General features: G+C 46.7%; 17 protein-coding genes. 16 read left to right on the top strand and 1 reads right to left on the bottom strand.

The features are described from left to right. Window positions 1–60 precede the first annotated feature (60 nt). The 7 genes from rlmN to spoVM all read left to right on the top strand — a co-directional run bounded on the left by rlmN (window position 61) and on the right by spoVM (window position 6,226). A complete protein-coding gene (gene rlmN / locus ACETMN_RS22920; RefSeq protein ID WP_036614609.1) occupies window positions 61–1,101 on the top strand; it encodes a 23S rRNA (adenine(2503)-C(2))-methyltransferase RlmN in 1,041 nt (346 codons plus the stop codon). A 7-nt stretch (window positions 1,102–1,108) separates the two neighbouring features. Continuing rightward, on the top strand, window positions 1,109–1,885 hold the full coding sequence (locus ACETMN_RS22915) for a Stp1/IreP family PP2C-type Ser/Thr phosphatase (protein WP_036614606.1): 777 nt from the start codon (window positions 1,109–1,111) through the stop codon (window positions 1,883–1,885). Further along, window positions 1,882–4,092: a Stk1 family PASTA domain-containing Ser/Thr kinase gene (pknB, locus tag ACETMN_RS22910; RefSeq protein WP_091014317.1), complete on the top strand. Its 2,211-nt coding sequence runs from the start codon at window positions 1,882–1,884 to the stop codon at window positions 4,090–4,092. Before ACETMN_RS22915 ends, pknB begins: the two co-directional genes overlap by 4 nt. A gap of 61 nt (window positions 4,093–4,153) precedes the next feature. Then, entirely contained in the window at window positions 4,154–5,062 is a 909-nt protein-coding gene (rsgA, locus tag ACETMN_RS22905; protein ID WP_017687455.1) for a ribosome small subunit-dependent GTPase A, read from the top strand. A gap of 1 nt (window position 5,063) precedes the next feature. Then, window positions 5,064–5,723, top strand: a complete 660-nt coding sequence (rpe, locus tag ACETMN_RS22900) for a ribulose-phosphate 3-epimerase (protein WP_091014319.1) — start codon at window positions 5,064–5,066, stop codon at window positions 5,721–5,723. 3 nt (window positions 5,724–5,726) lie between these two features. Beyond that, window positions 5,727–5,978, top strand: coding sequence for a hypothetical protein (locus tag ACETMN_RS22895; RefSeq protein WP_091014322.1), 252 nt, complete (start codon window positions 5,727–5,729; stop codon window positions 5,976–5,978). A gap of 167 nt (window positions 5,979–6,145) precedes the next feature. Continuing rightward, window positions 6,146–6,226 (top strand): stage V sporulation protein SpoVM, encoded by an 81-nt coding sequence (spoVM, locus tag ACETMN_RS22890; RefSeq protein ID WP_019424875.1) that lies wholly within the window; start codon window positions 6,146–6,148, stop codon window positions 6,224–6,226. A gap of 194 nt (window positions 6,227–6,420) precedes the next feature. Here spoVM and rpmB read toward each other — a convergent pair whose 3' ends face one another. Next, the gene (gene rpmB, locus ACETMN_RS22885) at window positions 6,421–6,609 is read right to left on the bottom strand and encodes a 50S ribosomal protein L28 (protein WP_017687459.1); all 189 of its coding nucleotides are present in this window, start codon (window positions 6,607–6,609) and stop codon (window positions 6,421–6,423) included. 636 nt (window positions 6,610–7,245) lie between these two features. Here rpmB and ACETMN_RS22880 point away from each other — a divergent pair. The 9 genes from ACETMN_RS22880 to glsA all read left to right on the top strand — a co-directional run bounded on the left by ACETMN_RS22880 (window position 7,246) and on the right by glsA (window position 19,161). Next, the gene (locus ACETMN_RS22880) at window positions 7,246–9,057 is read left to right on the top strand and encodes a DAK2 domain-containing protein (protein WP_091014325.1); all 1,812 of its coding nucleotides are present in this window, start codon (window positions 7,246–7,248) and stop codon (window positions 9,055–9,057) included. Window positions 9,058–9,133: 76 nt separating this feature from the next. Next, a complete protein-coding gene (locus tag ACETMN_RS22875) occupies window positions 9,134–9,997 on the top strand; it encodes a DegV family protein (protein ID WP_091014328.1) in 864 nt (287 codons plus the stop codon). 10 nt (window positions 9,998–10,007) lie between these two features. Further along, window positions 10,008–12,053, top strand: coding sequence for an ATP-dependent DNA helicase RecG (recG, locus tag ACETMN_RS22870; RefSeq protein WP_091014330.1), 2,046 nt, complete (start codon window positions 10,008–10,010; stop codon window positions 12,051–12,053). A gap of 114 nt (window positions 12,054–12,167) precedes the next feature. Further along, window positions 12,168–12,455 carry a stage VI sporulation protein F gene (locus ACETMN_RS22865; RefSeq protein WP_036614589.1) on the top strand — a complete coding sequence of 96 codons (288 nt, stop codon included), beginning with the start codon at window positions 12,168–12,170 and terminating at the stop codon, window positions 12,453–12,455. Window positions 12,456–13,454: 999 nt separating this feature from the next. Further along, complete coding sequence (locus ACETMN_RS22860) at window positions 13,455–15,107, top strand: sensor histidine kinase (RefSeq protein ID WP_076251217.1); 1,653 nt, start codon at window positions 13,455–13,457, stop codon at window positions 15,105–15,107. Window positions 15,108–15,117: 10 nt separating this feature from the next. Beyond that, window positions 15,118–15,918 carry a LytR/AlgR family response regulator transcription factor gene (locus ACETMN_RS22855; RefSeq protein ID WP_091018264.1) on the top strand — a complete coding sequence of 267 codons (801 nt, stop codon included), beginning with the start codon at window positions 15,118–15,120 and terminating at the stop codon, window positions 15,916–15,918. Window positions 15,919–16,098: 180 nt separating this feature from the next. Continuing rightward, window positions 16,099–17,334: an OFA family MFS transporter gene (locus ACETMN_RS22850; protein WP_210109141.1), complete on the top strand. Its 1,236-nt coding sequence runs from the start codon at window positions 16,099–16,101 to the stop codon at window positions 17,332–17,334. Window positions 17,335–17,592: 258 nt separating this feature from the next. Beyond that, window positions 17,593–18,075, top strand: a complete 483-nt coding sequence (locus ACETMN_RS22845; protein WP_091018262.1) for a GNAT family N-acetyltransferase — start codon at window positions 17,593–17,595, stop codon at window positions 18,073–18,075. Window positions 18,076–18,219: 144 nt separating this feature from the next. After that, window positions 18,220–19,161 (top strand): glutaminase A, encoded by a 942-nt coding sequence (gene glsA, locus ACETMN_RS22840; RefSeq protein WP_091018260.1) that lies wholly within the window; start codon window positions 18,220–18,222, stop codon window positions 19,159–19,161. Window positions 19,162–19,293 lie beyond the last annotated feature (132 nt).

The following is a 19,293-nucleotide window of genomic DNA, read 5'->3' as shown; positions in this document are numbered from 1 at the left end:
AATGGAACGAAAAGAAGGAAGCCAACGAAAAGAAAAGAAGGAATAGGTGTTGACAACAAAATGAAACCTTTTATATATGATTATTCTCTGGAACAACTGCAGCAATGGGCTGTGGAGAATGGGGAGCCGGCGTTTCGCGGTGGCCAAATCTTTGACTGGATTTATGTAAAACGCGTGAATGATTTCAGTGAAATGACCAATCTGTCCAAGCCATTGCGTGAAAAACTGACAGAGCAATTTGAATTTGTAACGCTTAAGGAAATTACCAAGTTTGAATCCAAGGATGGAACGGTTAAATTCCTCTTTGGTCTGCATGATGACCATGCCATTGAGACAGTAATCATGAAGCATAACTACGGGAACAGCATCTGTGTAACCACACAGGTTGGTTGTCGTATTGGTTGTACGTTCTGTGCATCCACATTGGGTGGTCTCAAGCGTAACCTTACGGCTGGGGAGATTGTTGCCCAGGTTGTGCAGGCTCAGAAAATTTTGGATGAACGGGGCGAGCGTGTCAGCAGCATCGTGATCATGGGTTCGGGTGAACCTTTCGAAAACTATGAAGCTACGATGACTTTCCTGCGCATTATGATTCATGAAAAAGGGCTGAACATCGGTCAGCGTCACATCACGGTATCCACGAGCGGTATCGTTCCGAACATCTACAAGTTTGCGGATGAAGATACACAGATTAACCTCGCCATTTCGATCCATGCACCAAATGATGCACTGCGTTCGAAATTGATGCCGGTTAACCGTCGTTTTCCTTTTGAAGACGTGATGGAGTCCCTTCGTTATTATCTGGCCAAAACAGGTCGGAGAATTACGTTCGAGTATGCACTTATTGGTGGGGTAAACGATCAGCCAGAGCATGCAGCAGAACTGGCAAGTGTGCTTAAGAACATGTTATGCCACGTGAATCTGATTCCGGTTAACCATGTACCTGAACGCAAATACGTAAGAACATCGAGAAGTGACATTTTCAATTTTCAGAAGATTCTCTCGGAACAGGGTGTTAATGTAACCATTCGTCGTGAACAGGGACATGATATTGCTGCCGCTTGCGGTCAGCTTCGTGCAAAGCATATGGAGTTGAGGTGAGAACGTTTTGATCAAAACAGTTCATGTGAGCCATATCGGACGAGTGCGTTCGGTGAATGAAGATTCAGCCTGGATTCGTAATCTCGATACAGGATATATTCTGGGTATAGTTGCCGATGGCATGGGTGGACATCTTGCAGGGGATACGGCAAGCCGCTTGGCAGTAGAGACGTTGGTGAAAGATCTGGGAACACTGGAACCAGGTCTGTCACATGCGTCTCTGTCTGCGGCTCTCAGCGATGCTATTTTGCATGCCAACGAAGTTATCTTCCGCACGGCATCAACAGATGACAAGTATCACAACATGGGAACAACGGTGGTTGCGGCTTTATTGAACGATACGGAAGGTGTTATTGGACACATCGGTGATAGCAGAGCCTACAAAATTGCGAACAAAGCTGTGATTCAGCTAACCGAGGACCATACACTGGTGAATGAATTGTTCAAAAATGGTCAGATTAGCAAAGAGGATGTGTCCCATCATCCACGTCGCAACGTACTAACTCGTGCGCTTGGAACAGATGCCGAGGTGAAGGTAGATCTGGATACCGTCAAGCTGGAGGAAGGCGAAGTTCTTCTCCTGTGTAGCGATGGTCTCAGTAACCTGGTCAGCAATGAGCAGATTATTCAGGTTGCCGGCAATCTGGAACTGGCATTGGAAGATCGTGCAGACCGACTGCTTCAGTTGGCTTTACTTGCTGGGGGAGACGACAACATCACGGTTGCTTTGTTCGAGTTGCAGAGGGAAGGTTCCGTGGATACGGAAACGGGGTGTGAGTCATGATTGGGCACCAGCTAGGCGGACGCTATGAAGTGATTGAGCGTGTCGGCGGTGGCGGCATGGCTCTTGTGTACAAAGCCCAGGATCTTCTGTTGAACCGGAATGTAGCGATCAAAGTCCTTAGACAACAGTTTGTTCATGACGAAGAGTTTATTCGCCGTTTCCGCAGGGAAGCACAGTCGGCAGCATCGCTGTCTCATCCGAATGTAGTTAGCATTTATGACGTGGGGCAGGAAGATGACATTCATTATATTGTGATGGAGTACGTGGAAGGTAAAAACCTGAATGAAATTATCAAAGAACGTGCCCCTCTGCAGGTGGACGAATCGGTGCGAATCGCTTCCCAGATTGCAGATGCTCTTGATCATGCACATCATAATCAAATCATTCATCGGGATATCAAACCCCACAATATATTAATTGGTCGGAATGGCCGTGTGAAAGTCACGGATTTCGGGATTGCCCGTGCCGTTACATCTACAACGATTACGCAGACCGGTTCCGTAGTTGGTTCTGTACATTACTTCTCACCAGAGCATGCCAAAGGCATCGTTACTGGTGAAAAATCGGACTTATATTCTCTTGGGATCGTACTTTACCAAATGCTTACCGGGCAACTTCCGTTTCTGGGTGAAAGTCCTATCAGTGTGGCATTGAAGCATTTGCAGGAAGAGTTCGATGAACCACGCAAATTCAATCCATTGATTCCGCAAAGTGTGGAAAATGTCATCTTAAAATCCATGCGTAAGAATCCGCAGGAACGTTATCAGTCGGCCAAAGAAATGCAGACCGATCTGGAAACTTGCCTGATGCCGGAGAGACGTAATGAAACGAAGATTGATTTTCCGGATGAGGATGATATAGACCAGACTCGCGTTATGCCAGCGATCAAACCTGAACCTCGCGGAGTTACATCGACGGGTGCAGTGCCTGTGATGGAGTCTGACGAAGAAACTGGCAAGGGTAAGGCAAAATCCAAAAGCTGGAAGAAGCCAGCTCTACTCATTTCATTAACCGTTCTTATTCTAATCGCCATGGTGGGCGTTGTATGGTATGTCAAGGGTATGCTGGTTGTACCTGAAGTAACCGTGCCTAACGTGATCACCCAGACAGAAGAAAAGGCTCGGGAAATGCTTGAGGAGAAAGGACTCGTCGTCAGTGATGAGGTCATCCGTCTGTACCAAGAAGGTGTCGAACCGGGTATTGTCTATGACCAGAGCAGAAAAGAAGGCGATGTTGTCAAAGAAGGTTCTGAGGTCCAGATCAGTGTTGGGGCAGAAAAAGAACTGTTGAAGATGATTGATGTCAAACAAGTAACTTATGATGAGGCTGTCAAGAAGTTGACTGCGCTTGGCATTAAGGAAGATCAGATTCAGCGGAAAGAAGAGTTCTCCAATGATGTGGCTTCAGGTTCTGTTATTTCCCAGACACCGGGTGTGAATGAGGAATTTGATCCTGTTTTAGTTCAGATTGAGTTAATCGTAAGTAAAGGTACTGAGACGGTCAAAATGCCTGACCTGAAGAACCTTACCCGCAGTGAAGCCGAAGAAAAACTGAAATCTGCTGGACTTGTGCTTGCTCAGGTGCAGGAAGAATCAAGTTATACGGTGGACCAGGGGAAAGTGACGCAGCAGTGGCCTGTGGAAGCGGGCACAGAGGTCAGTCCTGGCGATAAGATTACAATCTTTATCAGTACAGGGTATCCGCCCGAAGCGCTGGAATATCCTTTTAATATCAATGTTTCACCCAAAGAAGAGGGCAAAAACAGTAAAATCCGTATCACATATGAAGACGCACGCGGCAAGAATCAGGAATGGGGAACACGCACCGTGAACTCAACCCAGACCTTGACCATTCCACTTGTGCTCGCTCCAAATGAAAATGGGGCTGTGTCCGTATATCGTGATGGACAGTTCCTGGATACGTATCTTGTCTCCTACAGTGAAGCCAAAAACGGAACAGTAAACGTACCTTCCATTGACCCGGAACAAAGCACTGAGACGCCGCCAGAAAATGAGCCTGATCCAGGTGAAGGTAGCGTAGATGAGGGAAGTGTTGATCCCAATCAGGAAGGTGAACCTGAGTCCACACCGGCAGACGGTGAGGGCGACAGCGTAGATGAGGACACTTCTGCCATGAATAATGGTAAGGGGCACGGCAAGGAAAAAGAGAAGAAAAAGGAAGTCATTAACGCATCAAGCCGTCCATAAGGGCGGCTTATGCTGGCGTCTGGAGTAAATGTACCACCATCTAAAGGAGGGCGTCGGAGCTATGCCAGAAGGTATCATCGTTAAAGCGCTAAGCGGTTACTATTATGTCATGCCAGTGGAAGACAACGGGGTTCCTTCGGTTGAAGGTTCCGCCGTTCAATGTCGAGCCAGAGGTATCTTCAGAAAGCGGGGAACTTCACCGCTTGTAGGTGACCGCGTCAGCTACATGTTGACTGAGAACGGAGAAGGAACGGTTGATGAAATTCGGAAGCGTGAAACGGAACTTATCCGCCCTCCTGTAGCCAATGTAAGTTTGGCTGTTCTCGTATTCTCTGTGAAGGAACCGGATATGAACCTGAACCTGTTGGACAAGTTCCTTGTTCACATCGAGCAGGCGGGGCTGGATGCACTCATAGTGTTGACCAAACTGGATTTGGCTGATCCAGCCAAAGACACTGTTGCTGAAGTGAAAGCATTGTATGAACAGGTTGGTTATGAAGTGATCTCCACAAGTTCACGTACCGGTGAAGGCAGTGAATTGCTCAGAGACCGTCTGGCTGGTAAGATCAGCGTATTCTCCGGACAATCCGGTGTAGGCAAGTCTTCAATGTTAAATGCATTGATGCCGGGCCTGACGCTGGAGACCAATGCGATCAGCATGCGTCTAGGACGAGGGAAACACACCACCAGGCATGTGGAGCTTATTCCGTTGGATAATGGTGGATTTGTTGCAGATACGCCAGGATTCAGCCAACTGGACTTTCTGGAGATCGGTGTGGAGGAACTCTCCACTTGTTTCCGGGAATTCGCCCAGTTTGCAGATCAATGCAAATTCCGAGGTTGTACTCATACACATGAACCAGGCTGTCGTGTGCTTGCGGCCAAGGAGGAAGGTCTGATCTCCGAAAGCCGATATCAGCACTATGTGCTGTTCCTGACCGAAATGAAAGATAAGAAGCGGAGGTATTAATATGATTAAAATTGCCCCATCGATATTATCAGCTGATTTTGCCCGCCTTGGTGCGGAAGTTGCAGAAGCTCAAGCTGCAGGAGGAGACTGGATTCATGTTGACGTTATGGACGGTCATTTCGTCCCTAATATTACGCTTGGACCTGCGATTGTGAAGGCAATCGCTGCACATACAAGCTTGCCGCTCGATGTGCATTTGATGATTGAGAATCCGGAGCGTTATGTTGAGGAATTTGCCAAAGCAGGTGCAGCGGTAATTACCGTTCATGCTGAGGCTTGTGTGCATTTGCACCGCGTTATTCATCTGATTAAGGAGCAAGGAGTGAAGGCAGGAGTTGCCCTTAATCCGGGAACGCCAGCGTCTGCCATTCTCGAAGTTCTGGATGATGTGGACATGGTTCTTGTCATGACGGTCAATCCTGGATTTGGCGGACAGGCATTTATCTCGGGTACCATGAACAAAATCAAGCAGATTCGTACCTGGTTGAACGAAAAGGGACGCCATGATGTACATATCGAAGTAGATGGCGGAATTGCTGCCGATACAGCCCCACTTGTGGTGGAAGCTGGAGCAGATGTGCTCGTTGCCGGGAGTGCCGTATTTGGCCGTGAGGATCGCGCTGCCGCGATTACTGAAATTCGTCGTAGCTACGGAGGCTGATCAATGACCCTCAAGGAGACACTGTGGACGATGGCTGCGAGTCTCGTGACGGGACTTGTGCTTGCTTTGTTTGCGGTTATTCAATCCCCGTTTAATGCGATTACGTCATTAATCGGGGTAGGCGTTGTTATTATGTATTTCCGCAAATTTGATCGTACCGGGCATCGGGTTACTTTTGTCATATTCAGCATACTGTATTATGTACTGAGTGTTTTCATGATCGCTGTCTATCAATATATTCCTGCCCAAACGTAAATGACCTGATCTTCGGGCTTGTCATTGTGGAATAGGGATCGAAGGTTCCGCATAAATATGGTTACATGAGCAGGTTTCTCATGTAGCCTTTTTTGTCGTGTCTGAGGTAAAGAAGGCCTGAAGCATAGGATACGGCGGACGCATGAGCATGATGGGGAGGGTGAATTATGAAATTTTACACATTCAAACTGCCGAAGTTTTTGGGAGGGTTTGTAAAGGCGATTCTTAATACGTTTCAAAAGAACTGATCCGATTGATAAGGTGACAGGGAATACCGCCGCTTTGGCTCAGTCTTATCTGGAATTCGTACCTGCGAAGCGCCATGCGGCGGCTATCCACATGTTAATGAGCGTATTCAAGATTCCCTTTTTTGAATACCAAAAAAGCACCTGCAAGGAACAAGGTGCTTTTTGCTTACCCGATTTATAGTAGCTTTGCGTGATTATACGCGAGTCACTTTACCGGCTTTCAGTGCACGGGTGCTTACGTATACACGTTTTGGTTTGCCGTCAACGAGAATGCGGACCTTCTGAACGTTTACGCCCCAAGTACGACGGTTACGGTTGTTAGCGTGGGATACGTGGTTACCGGTGCCCGGTTTCTTACCTGTCACATAACATTTGCGAGACATAGATTACACCTCCTATCCTAAAATAACCAGTTGCCTTCAGAAACGAAAAGTCATTCCATAAGGACTAAATTGTTCTTCCTGATCATAAAGATCAGGTTTCAGTAGCTAATGGCGTTGTTTAAGCCGGCATAACCGGATCATTTCCATTACTTAACCTGCATAAAACAATACTTGAATATAATATCATAATTAAAAAAGCTTCGTCAACTGATCCAAAAACTTTATTTATTTCTCCTGTCTAATATAGTACAATGTTGAGTAGTCCATAATACAGTGGTGAACAGGCTGTTGCCGTAAGGAAGTCGGAGAATAAACCGTACTTAGAGGTCGGTGGTCTGCTTTTTGGCAACGCTGTGAGCTGCGGCATTCCATCATTGGCACCAGTCTCCATGCGGCATTCATGCCGGCTCTTGATACCGGTGCATATCCGTATGCCCCGAAGTTAGGGGTGCAGAGAGTGCAGGATATTGGTAGCCCGGCCGCCCAGACCGTTAATCCGGCTGACATGTTGTATTGTATGCCTGTGCCGGACAAGGTATGGACGAAGAATAACGCAGTCCGCGTTAGCGCATGAACAGACCAGACACATCTTGGTGCAAGGTGTTCGTGTATCAAGCTAGGAAGGGGAATTCTCACTTGAGTATACGTTCTTTAAATGGAACAGATTTCACCGCAATGGTACTTGCCGGAGCGGAACAACTTGGACAGCATGCAGAGCACGTCAATTCCCTGAATGTTTTCCCTGTGCCGGATGGTGACACGGGAACGAACATGAATTTGACAATGAGTGCAGGAGTTGCAGAGATTAAAAGAAAAAGTTCTGCCTCCATCGGCGAAGCTGCCGGTATTCTATCGAAAGGCCTGCTTATGGGCGCGCGGGGGAATTCAGGAGTTATTCTGTCGCAATTGTTCCGTGGTTTTAGTCGTTCAGCTGCTCCCTATGAGGAACTGAATACGCTCCAATTTGCAGCAGCCCTGCAGAACGGTGTTGACGCAGCTTACAAAGCAGTCGTAAAGCCCGTTGAAGGGACCATTCTTACCGTAGCCAAGGAAGCGGCGAAACATGCCAACTACTATGCAAGACGGACGAATGATATTACTGAATTAATGAATGAAGTTTTGTTAAAAGCAAAAGAAGCACTGGCAATGACTCCGGAATTACTGCCTGTACTGAAACAGGTTGGTGTTGTGGATTCAGGTGGTCAGGGGCTTGTATATATCTACGAGGGCTTTATGGAAGTATTGCTGCAAAGTGACGGAGGGAGTCGTACTTCACTGAACAAAGAAGTAACCCCATCCGTGGCAGCATCTGCTTTGAAACCGGCTGCACCGACAGAAGTGGATATCAAGAAGCCTGCACAGCAGCAGGTGATTGCACCAGAGATGCCATTGTCTGCTCAGGCGAGACTGGAAACGGAAGATATTGAATTCCTGTATGATATGGAATTCTTCATTAATCGTGAGCTTGGAGAGAACGCAGGAGTGGCATTTGATGACGAAGCATTCCGGAAAGCGTTGTCAGTTAATGGGGATTCGATCATTATCATTGCCGACGATGAAGTCATCAAAGTTCATGTCCATTCCAAGACACCAGGCGAGGTATTAAACTTGGCGCTGCATTATGGTGAGATTACACAGATTCATATTCTCAATATGCGTGAACAGCATCGGGATCTCCTGACAGCAGGCATGGACATTGCTCCATCACCTGAATTGTTTGCAGAGATTCCACCTGAGGCAGCGCGCAGTATGGAAGAGGCTGTGCTTCCTGCAGATGAGATGGCACCGTATGGTTTTATTGCGGTATCCTCCGGTGACGGTATTGCAGAGATTTTCCAAAGTCTTGGCGTTGATGTTGTTCTGTCTGGTGGACAGACGATGAATCCGAGTACTGAGGATTTTGTAAAAGCCGTTCGTTCCATTGCTGCGGAGCAGGTATTTATACTCCCGAATAACTCGAATATTGTACTGGCTGCGGAGCAGGCTCGTGAATTGCTTGAAGATGAGCGCCGGATTACGGTTATTCCAAGCAAGACCATTCCACAGGGGATGGCTGCTGCCTTTGCTTTCCAGGAAGATGAGTCTGCGGAAACAAACCGTGATCAAATGTTGGAGGCCATCAGCCGGGTACAGTCCGGTCAAGTGACTCATGCGGTTCGTGATACGCAATATGATGAATTAGATATTAAGGCGGGGCACTATATCGGTATTCATAACTCCAAAATTGTAGCGACGGATGAAGCCATGCTTCAAGCATGTGAAGGTCTGCTCAAACAGATGATGGAGAGTGGAGATGAAGTGGTGACGATCCTTGAAGGGGACGAAGCGGACCCTGAGGTTACTGCTGCCCTCGTTGCATGGCTTGAAGAACAGTATCCTGATGCTGAGGTAGAGGTACATCGTGGAGGACAGCCTGTGTATTATTATTTGTTCTCCGTAGAGTCCTAATAAAGGTTGTTCAAAACGTCTCTTGTTGAGTTTTTGAACAGGTACCAATAGCACTCTGGCGAAGAGGAGGAGAGTCATGAGCCACAAGGTTACGATAGTAACAGACAGTACGGCAGATATTCCCGAAGAACTCATTCGCAAATACGGGATTCATATTGTTCCGCTACGTGTTCTGTTCGGTGAAGAGACCTATGCAGATGGCGTTGATCTGACTTCGGAACAGTTCTACGAAAAGTTGAAGAAGGGTTCTGTGTTGCCTACAACTTCACAGCCATCTCCAACCGATTTCATGAATGTGTACCAATCACTTCTTGATGAGAACCCGGAACGCCCGATTGTATCGATCCACCTGTCATCCGGCATGAGTGGTACCTACCAATCGGCCATGCTTGGCAAGTCTTTGCTTGAGCGTGAGGGTGACATCACCGTGCTGGATTCGAAGTCAGCTTCGTATGGATACGGTCTAATGGTGGTACAGGCTGCTGAACTTGCCGAACAGGGCAAGTCGGCAGTCGAAATCGCTGCTGCTATTGAAGGGATGCAACAATCTCGCAAGTTATTCTTTCTTGTAGATACTTTGGAGTATCTGCAAAAGGGCGGTCGGATTGGCAAAGCTTCAGCCATCTTGGGAACGTTGCTTAACATTAAGCCGATCCTGTCTATTGATGAAGAAGGCGTTATCTACGCAGTTGAGAAAGTCAGAGGTCATAAAAAAGCAATGGCACGTATTATTGAGCTGTTCCAGAAGGATCTTGCAGGCAAACGGGTTAACCTAGCGGTAGGTCATACCGCTGACCCGGGATCAGCGATCGCTTGTGCAGAACAGCTGCGGGGTCATTTTACACTGAATGAAGTGATCTATACCAATATTGGAGCCGTAATAGGCAGTCATGTTGGACCTGGTGTCATTGCGATCTTTATGTGGCCTGTTCCGGAATGAGGGATTAGACATGAAATTGGAAGAAATATCAGTTAAGCAAATTAACGGCGTGAGTGCTCTCAAAGAGGGAGAGCTTCACGCCTTTGGCATCTCTACTGTTAAAGACCTGCTTGAATATTATCCGTTCCGTTATGAGGATTATCGTCTTCGTTCGCTCAGTGAAGTGAAGGATGGGGACAAGATTACGGTTCAGGGACAGGTAATGGGTATTCCAGTATTACAACGATACGGTAAAAAGTCCCGTCTTACCTGTAAGATCATGACGGAAGAGTGGATGATTACAGCCACCTGGTTCAATCGCCATTTCCTCAAAGAACAACTTACCCCCAATCGTGAGATTGTGATTACGGGAAAATGGGAACAAAAACGCATGCAGATGACAGTGACTGACTCGGAGTTCCCTGATAAAGGCGATGGGCGTTCAGGTACATTGCAACCTGTATATTCTGTAACTGGCAAGCTGACGCAACAATGGATGCGGAAAACAATCAATCAAGGGTTAATCCAATTCGGAGATATGATTCCTGAGATTCTGCCTCATTCCTTGATGAAGAAATACAGCTTGATGCCACGTAAGCAGGCGATTGCGGGGATTCATCGTCCACAGGACAACCGGGAAGGTCAGCAGGCCAGACAGCGGATGGTGTATGAGGAGTTGTTTCTGTTCCAGTTGAAAATGCAGGCGTATCGCGCGCTCAACCGGAATCGCATGGATGGTGTAGTGCATACCACGGACAATACGACGATTCGAGAGTTTGTACGCAGTTTACCTTTTGAATTAACAGATGCTCAGAAAAAGGTGGAGCTTGAAATTCTGCATGATATGCGTTCGCCCTATGCAATGAATCGGTTATTGCAGGGTGATGTAGGATCGGGTAAAACGGTTATTGCGGCAATTGCACTATACACGACTGTTCGATCTGGGTTCCAAGGGGCTCTGATGGTGCCTACTGAGATTCTGGCGGAACAGCATATGCGCTCACTGCAAAAGCTGTTTGAACCGTTTGGGGTAACCGTAGGGCTGTTAACGGGCAGTGTAAATGGACGCAAACGTAAAGATCTGATCGCCTCGTTGCAAATGGGCATGATTGATATTGTGGTGGGTACACACGCCCTGATTCAGGAAGATGTTTTCTTCCGTGATCTGGGCCTTGTGGTGACGGACGAGCAGCATCGCTTCGGGGTGAATCAGCGCAGCGTTTTAAGACGTAAAGGATATAACCCGGATGTGTTAACCATGACGGCTACGCCAATTCCACGGACACTGGCGATTACGGCTTTTGGGGATATTGAAGTATCCACGATCTCGGAACGTCCGAAAGGACGGATTCCGATCTCTACGTATTGGGTTAAGCACGATATGATGGAGCGGGTGCTCGGGTTTATCTCCAGAGAAGTGGATCAGGGGCGTCAGGCCTATCTGATCTGTCCACTCATTGAAGAGTCGGAGAAGCTGGATGTGCAGAATGCCATTGATTTGCATGTGCAGATGCAGCAGAACTTTCCAAAATATCGTGTAGGTCTGTTGCATGGACGGATGACGGCTGCGGAGAAAGAAGAGATGATGCGGGACTTTTATAGCAATGATATTCAGTTGCTCGTCTCCACCACCGTTGTCGAGGTTGGGGTCGATGTGCCCAATGCCACGTTGATGGTCATTATGGACGCGGACCGCTTCGGTCTCTCCCAGCTGCATCAGCTTCGTGGTCGGGTCGGTCGTGGTGCGCATGCTTCCTATTGTGTACTCATTGCTGATCCCAAGACGGAGGTTGGACAGGAGCGCATGAAGGTCATGACGGAAACGGAGGATGGATTCGAGGTATCCCGGCGTGACCTGGATCTCCGGGGTCCGGGTGATTTCTTCGGTACAAAACAAAGCGGATTGCCTGAATTCCGTCTTGCCGACATGGTTGCCGATTTTGCTGTGCTGGAACAAGCCAGAGATGACGTAACCCACTTGATTGAGAATGCGACCTTCTGGACGTCTATGGACTACGCACCTTTGCGTGATTTCCTACAGCAACAGCAAGTATTCAAGGGTGATCTGATTGACTAATGTTTGCCATAATAGCGGGTTTTTCGTATTACCTTTGTAAAAAAAGACAAGTGTACAAGCCCTCCCGACATATGAATAAGAAGTGAGTTCATTCTTTGGGAGGTGCTATACGTTTTGGGTTATCAACAATATGGAATTAGTCCGCAGCTGGTGGAGCGGATCAAATTAAAGATGAAAAATCCCGCTGTCAAAGAGCGTATCAAAAAGTTGATTGATGGCGTGACCAAGTCTGATCTGCAAGATAAGGCCAAGGTCAGAAGGTTGGTCAAGTCTTCAGCTGTCATTATGAATGAGAATTTCTCTCCGGCGCAGGAGGAGCAGTTTGTTGCGTTTGTACTCGCGCAGAAGATTGATCCGAACAATACGTTTCATTTGATTAAGCTGTGGGGGATGTTTAGGTAGGGATTCGATGTAACGTTGGGTGAACTAAAATGAACTACAGGGTGTTACACGTGACCACTACGAGTGCAGTACCATCTTCCGATCGCTGTTATCCCCGGATTTTTTTGATTCCCTTTTCTAAAGGTTAAAATCTTGGGATAAAGGCGCACGCTTCGCTTCTTCAGATTGGTTCTGCACTCTCCGTTACTGTGTAGCTGGAGTTCATTTTATAAAACCAAATTACATGAATGATTGTTTGGTAATTTAGGAAGGGGTGTTCCATTAAGTCATCTGACTAATGGAACATCCCTTTTTTTGGTGGAGGTAGGGATGAAAAAGGTTTTAGTTGGGCTTTAAATTGTGTTTATGTATTTTCATCCACTACACTTCTACTTTTATCCTGGAAAGAGCTGATGATGATTAAAGTTATGATTAAAACTACAATGATAATGCTATTGGAAGGGAATTCTTTTAGAATGTAGTCCTGTACAATCAAAGTCAGGATTGAGATAAATAAAATCATTTGCAGGACAAGTCTTGTTGAGCGATCAGGATTGTTGGATCGTCTGGAGACACAATATAGGGTAAGACATATTAGGCTAAAAAGCAGAAATGAACCTAGGAGTATAATGGCAAGCATGCATGAACACCTTTCTGTATTAATTCTCACTTAATAATTGGAATAACATTACAACTAATTATAACATAGGTTTTTTTGGAGTCGGATATTTCATAGAAGTTAAGGGATGAACTATAGTGTGAATGGTGTAACATAGTTGATGTATTTTCACAGGATGGACTTTGCTTTCCTCCGGGGGGAGCGGTAAACTGTTGCATACGAGCATACGAGCATACGAGCATACGAGCATACGAGCATACGAGCATACGAGCATACGAGCATACGAGCATACGAGCAGCAGCGATCAATGTCCTGGATTTTATGTCAAAAAGGCGTGGCTGCGTCGGTATGCATTTTATTTTCAGACAGATGTGGAGGAAGTACGATTGGAAATGTTTACGATGCTGCTGGGTTTATTTGAACGGGCGGCGCTGTTGATTATATTTTTATTCTTTCTGTCGAGGGTGCCGAGATTTAGGCAGATTCTGCAAAAGGGGAAATTAAGGTGGCAAGAGTCTATTGCAGTTACCTTGTTATTCTGTGCTTTTGCCATTTTTGGGACATATACGGGCATTAATGTTGAAGGTTCACTGGTGAATGTCCGCATTATAGCGGTGCTATCGGGTGGTATTTTGTTCGGGGCGCCTGTGGGTATTATTACGGGGATTGTGTCCGGTGTGCATCGGTATTTGATCGATATGGATGGTGTCACAGCTATACCTTGTCTAATCACGAGTATCCTGGCGGGTCTGGTATCCGGATATATACATAAGTACACGCCCAAGCCTAAGCGATGGATCATCGGTATTGGTGCCGGAATGATCTGCGAAGCGCTCACGATGTTACTAATCCTGCTATTTTCCTATCCCGATCCACTGGGTGCCGATATTGTCTCGCAGATTGCGCTGCCTATGATTCTGGGTGAAGTCAACATTGGGCTGATTGTGCTCTTGGTACAGAGTGTCGAAGGGGAAAAGGAAATGATTGCAGCTCGTCAGGCGAAGCTGGCGCTGGAGATTGCCAACAAGACCTTGCCGTACTTCCGTTCCATTGACGAGGATTCTCTGCGCAAAATCTGCCGGATTATTCAGGAGGATATTCAGGCTGATGCCGTTGCGATTACGGATACCCGAAATGTGCTAGCATATGTAGGATTTGGTGAGGAACGATATCATATTGGTAATGAAATTATAAGTGAGATGACCAAGAAGACAATATCCAGCGGGGAGATTACGATCAGTAATGATGTCATTGATGAAAAAACACCGGATATCCACTCGCTGTTAATCATTCCGCTCAAAGAACGAGGAGACATTACAGGTGCGCTCAAAATCTATTATCGCAAAGCGTACAAAATTACGTATCCATTACAAACGATGGCTGTAGGTTTATCGCAGATCATCTCAACCCAGATGGAAGTATCTCGGGTAGAAGAGATCAAGGCTGCTGCCAACAAAGCAGAACTGCGTGCGTTACAGACAACCATTCACCCTCATTTTCTGTTTAATGCGCTAAATGCGATTGCTTCGTCCATCCGAACCAAACCGGATCGTGCCCGGGAGCTGATTGTGAATCTATCCGGGTACATGCGTTACAATCTGGAGCTGTCGGATGAGTTGATCGATATTCATAAGGAACTGGAGCAGGTCCGGAATTATGTAGAGATTGAGAAAGCTCGCTTTGGTAGCCGACTTAATGTGATCTATGACATTGATGAAGTCGCGGTGCATATTCCGAGTCTTGTTATCCAACCGCTCGTCGAAAATGCAATTATTCATGGCATTCTCAAGGTCAAAGGACCCGGGACTGTTCGAATTCGGGTTCAGGATTATCCGGAGTTTGTGCGAATCAGTGTCAGCGATACAGGAGCAGGAATCAGTGCAGATATTATTGAACGGGTCTATCACGACCGTATGCCTGGTAACCAGATCGGGCTATATAATGTGCATCGCCGGGTCAAGCTTATCTACGGACAAGGTGTAACCATTACACGGCTGGAACAAGGAACCAATATTTTATTTGATGTGCCCAAAGGAGATGTCGTAACAAGGTGATGATGGATCAATGAGAGCTCTTATTGTGGAAGACGAGATTCTGGCAAGTGAGGAACTGAATTATTTAATCCAGGAACATAGTCAGATTGAAGTGGTGGATCGCCTTGAAGATGGGCTGGATGTACTGAAGTTTTTGCAGGAACAAGAAGTAGATGTTATTTTTCTCGATATCAATATTCCCTCGCTGGACGGTATGATGCTGGCTCATCATATTGGGAAATTTGCAACGAAACCCTACATTGTATTTACTACGGCGTATAAGGAACATGCAGCGGAAGCCTTTGAGTTGGAGGCGTTCGATTATATTCTCAAGCCTTATGATGAGAAACGAATCGCTGCGATGCTCCATAAACTGGAGATGGCTTTCAAGCGTGATCATACGCCGGTGGAGCAACATGTTGAGGATGGACCAGCTACTCTGGTGGACGGATCTGCTGCACAGGGAGATCTGTTACGAGAACGAGATACGAATTCCCATACAGACAGAAGAATTAATCTGCTGCGGAATGACAATATTATTGTTACGGATACGGCAGATATCTACTATGCGGAAGCGCAAGAGAAAGTGACGAAGGTATATACCAAAAATGGGGAGTTCACCATGCCAGTGAGCATATCGGATTTTCACAGCCGTCTGCCACAGGATACGTTCTTTCGCTGCCACCGTTCTTACGTCGTAAATCTGTCGCAAATCCGTGAAATTGTACCTTGGTTTAACAATACGTATCTGCTCCGTCTGCGCGATTTGGAAGCTGAAGTGCCCGTGAGTCGTGGGAAGGTCAAAGAATTCAGGCAACTCATGCGCATCTAGAAGCATTTCATTCCGCATCTGATGCAACTCATGCTCAAAACGGTGTGATGAATCCCCTTTCATGTATGATTAGCTTGTGAACGCATTCATGTATATGACATCGGCAAAGGGGAGATCACGATGAAAGCAACAATTTCATCCGTTTCATCAACACCTGAATCAACATCTGCACCTACAAAAATGAATCGCTGGCTTATTGTTTTGGGGACCATCATTGTACAAATGGGTCTTGGAACTATCTATACTTGGAGTTTATTTAATCAACCGTTGTCTGATCGTTTCGGATGGGACGTCAGCTCGGTCGCGATAACTTTTTCAATTACCAGTTTTGCTTTGGCGTTTGCCACATTGTTTGCAGGCCGGTTGCAGGAACGTTGGGGTCTTCAGCGCCTGATTCGTGTAGCCGGGGTTGTGCTTGGACTGGGTCTTATTCTGAGTTCCCAAGTCACTTCGCTAACATTGCTGTACATTTTGGCTGGATTTGTCGTTGGTTTTGCAGATGGTACGGCGTACATTACATCGTTGTCTAATCTGATCAAGTGGTTCCCGGAGCGTAAAGGTCTGATCTCGGGGATCTCGGTCGGCGCATTCGGTACCGGTAGTTTATTGTTCAAATATGTGAACACGGCATTGATTGGTTCCGTTGGTCCTGCTCAGGCATTTATGTACTGGGGCATTATCGTTCTGGTTCTGGTGGTTGCGGGATCATTCCTGATCCGTGAAGCGGTTGTTCGTGAACAGGCTCCGGCAAGCAAGGAAGGATCCAAACAAGTCGTAGCACGTCATGACTACACGGTGAAAGAGATGCTACGTACAAAAGAAGCGTACATGCTGTTTGTTATTTTCTTCACGGCTTGCATGAGCGGTTTGTATCTGATTGGTATTGTCAAAGATATCGGTGTACAGCTTGCAGGTCTTGATGTTGCTACCGCTGCCAACGCAGTGGCCATGGTTGCGATCTTTAACACGGCGGGACGTATTATTCTCGGTGCGCTGTCGGATAAAGTAGGACGAATGAAAGTCATCGCTGGTGCGCTGCTGGTTACAGCCGTAGCTGTCATGACACTTAGTTTGGTTCCATTGACCTTCGGGATCTTCTTCGCTTGTGTGGCGGCCGTTGCCTTCTGCTTCGGCGGTAACATTACGGTATTCCCGGCGATTGTGGCCGATTACTTCGGATTGAAAAATCAGAGCAAAAACTATGGTGTGATCTATCAGGGATTTGGATTTGGTGCTTTGGCTGGCTCATTCATCAGCGCCCTGCTGGGTGGATTCCATCTAACCTTCATCGTGATTGCTGTACTCTGCGCTATCTCGCTGTTGCTCGCACTGATCATTACACCTCCGGGTCAAGGTCGTCGTGCACGTCAACGTGAAAAACAGATGAACCTTAACCCTTCATCACGGGCAAGCTAACACATGCACTGGAAGTACGGAACAGAGAATATTTCTTCATCTTAAAAAGCAAATTAAAAACAAAGTAAACAAAGCGGTCTCCAGTTGAGGCCGCTTTTTGGTATCTAAAGTGGTCAGATTGCTGACTTGTTGGCCTATCAGACCATCTGGCTGCCTGCAAGCGTGGTGCCTAGTGTGCATTCCGTCATTCGCATCTGTTATACTCTAGGTGAATTCAACAAGTCCAAGATAAGTTATGTACCCCAGAGGAGGCATATCATGAAGTTCATTAAATACACACAACCTGATTTTGATGATTATTATGCATTGGTTTCCAATATGGAAGTAATGAAACAGATTACAGAACGTGCAGTACCTGAGCAAGAGGCGAGAACGCAATTCGAGTCTATGCTGGAGTTTAATGAGCGTTCCACTTGTGGACATTACCGAGTATATAGTGAAGATGGTGCCGGTGTGGCGTATGCCAAATTGATTCCGGATCAGGAGGACCCGACCAAGGCTGAGATAGGTTACATGATCCTGCCTGAACATTGGGGCAAAGGTCAAGGCACATCCATAGCTTCACGGTTGATTATTCAGGCACAAGCCGCAGGGATTGGATCCCTCTACGCAGTTATCGATCCGGGTAACGCTGCTTCCCGCCGGATCTTGACCAGACAGAACTTTGTATCCACCTGGACAGGCGATTACGAGGGTCTTCCTGGCGAGATTTTGGAGTTAAATCTTCAAATGAAGCGGTAAAGGGACCGTTCTGAGGGTAATCAGATAATACAGGGCATCTTGCATGAGAGGGCTGGAACTCATTACTCATTAATTATATGGGCGTTCACCATGCACTTTTCATGCAAGATGCTTGCTTATATAGAGATGTGGAGGAGATGACATATGAGCAATTCAACCATGGAACGTCTGAATGCATTACTGCCGGAGTGGCTGGAGACCAGTCGTTTGCACACCGGGCAAGGTAAGGTGGCTTCTTATATCCCGGAGCTTGTCAAAGCCTCTCAGGATGAGCTTGGTATACATATCATGGACGCCGAAGGGAACCATGTGTCAGCGGGGGATTGCGGTGTCCCATTTACGATGCAAAGTATCTCCAAAGTATTTACCCTTATTCTGGCCCTGATGGATCATGGGGAAGAAGCGGTTTTCTTTAATGTAGGAAAAGAACCGACAGGCGACGATTACGATTCGATGATCAAGCTTGAACTAGTCGAACCCGGAATCCCGTTTAATCCACTAATCAATGCGGGTGCGATTACGGTGTCCTCGCTTGTTGGAGGAGACTGTAAGGAAGAAAAATCACGCCGCATTCTGGAGTTTTTCCGCAAACTGGCGAATAATGATCGCCTGGGCTATAACGAAGAGGTATTCCAGTCCGAATCGGAGAGTGGTCATATGAATCGTTCACTTGGCTACTTTTTGAAGCACAACGGGGTCATTAAGGATGACGTTGAAGACGTGCTTGCCGTGTATTTCCGTCATTGCTCCATTGAAGTGACGTGTGCAGATCTGTCTCGAATGTCACTTGTTCTGGCCTATAATGGAACAGATCCAATTACGGGAGAAGAACTCATCCCTCGTCGCTATGTTCAGATTGCGAAGACCTTCATGACCACCTGTGGTATGTATAATGCATCAGGCGAATTTGCCATCGAGGTCGGTTTGCCCGCCAAAAGTGGAGTATCCGGAGGGATATTGACCCTTGTACCGGGACAATTCGGCATTGGTCTTGTTGGCCCGGCTCTGAATCGAAAAGGCAACAGTATTGCCGGCGTGCATCTGCTGGAGCGTCTGTCCAAGGAATTCGACTGGAGTTTTTTCTAAGAAGTTTTTCAGAAAAAAGAAGCTTACCCTTATATGTAGCCGATGAATCACATATCTGATATTTTGCTTCTTTAGAACGAAGTGAATGGTCAGGATATGTCTCGTCGGCTGCTTTTGGTATTCACCAGGAAG

The organism is Paenibacillus sp. M2 (assembly GCF_046713495.1).
Classification (GTDB): domain Bacteria; phylum Bacillota; class Bacilli; order Paenibacillales; family Paenibacillaceae; genus Paenibacillus; species Paenibacillus amylolyticus_B.
This window is presented reverse-complemented; position numbering and strand designations above follow the sequence as displayed.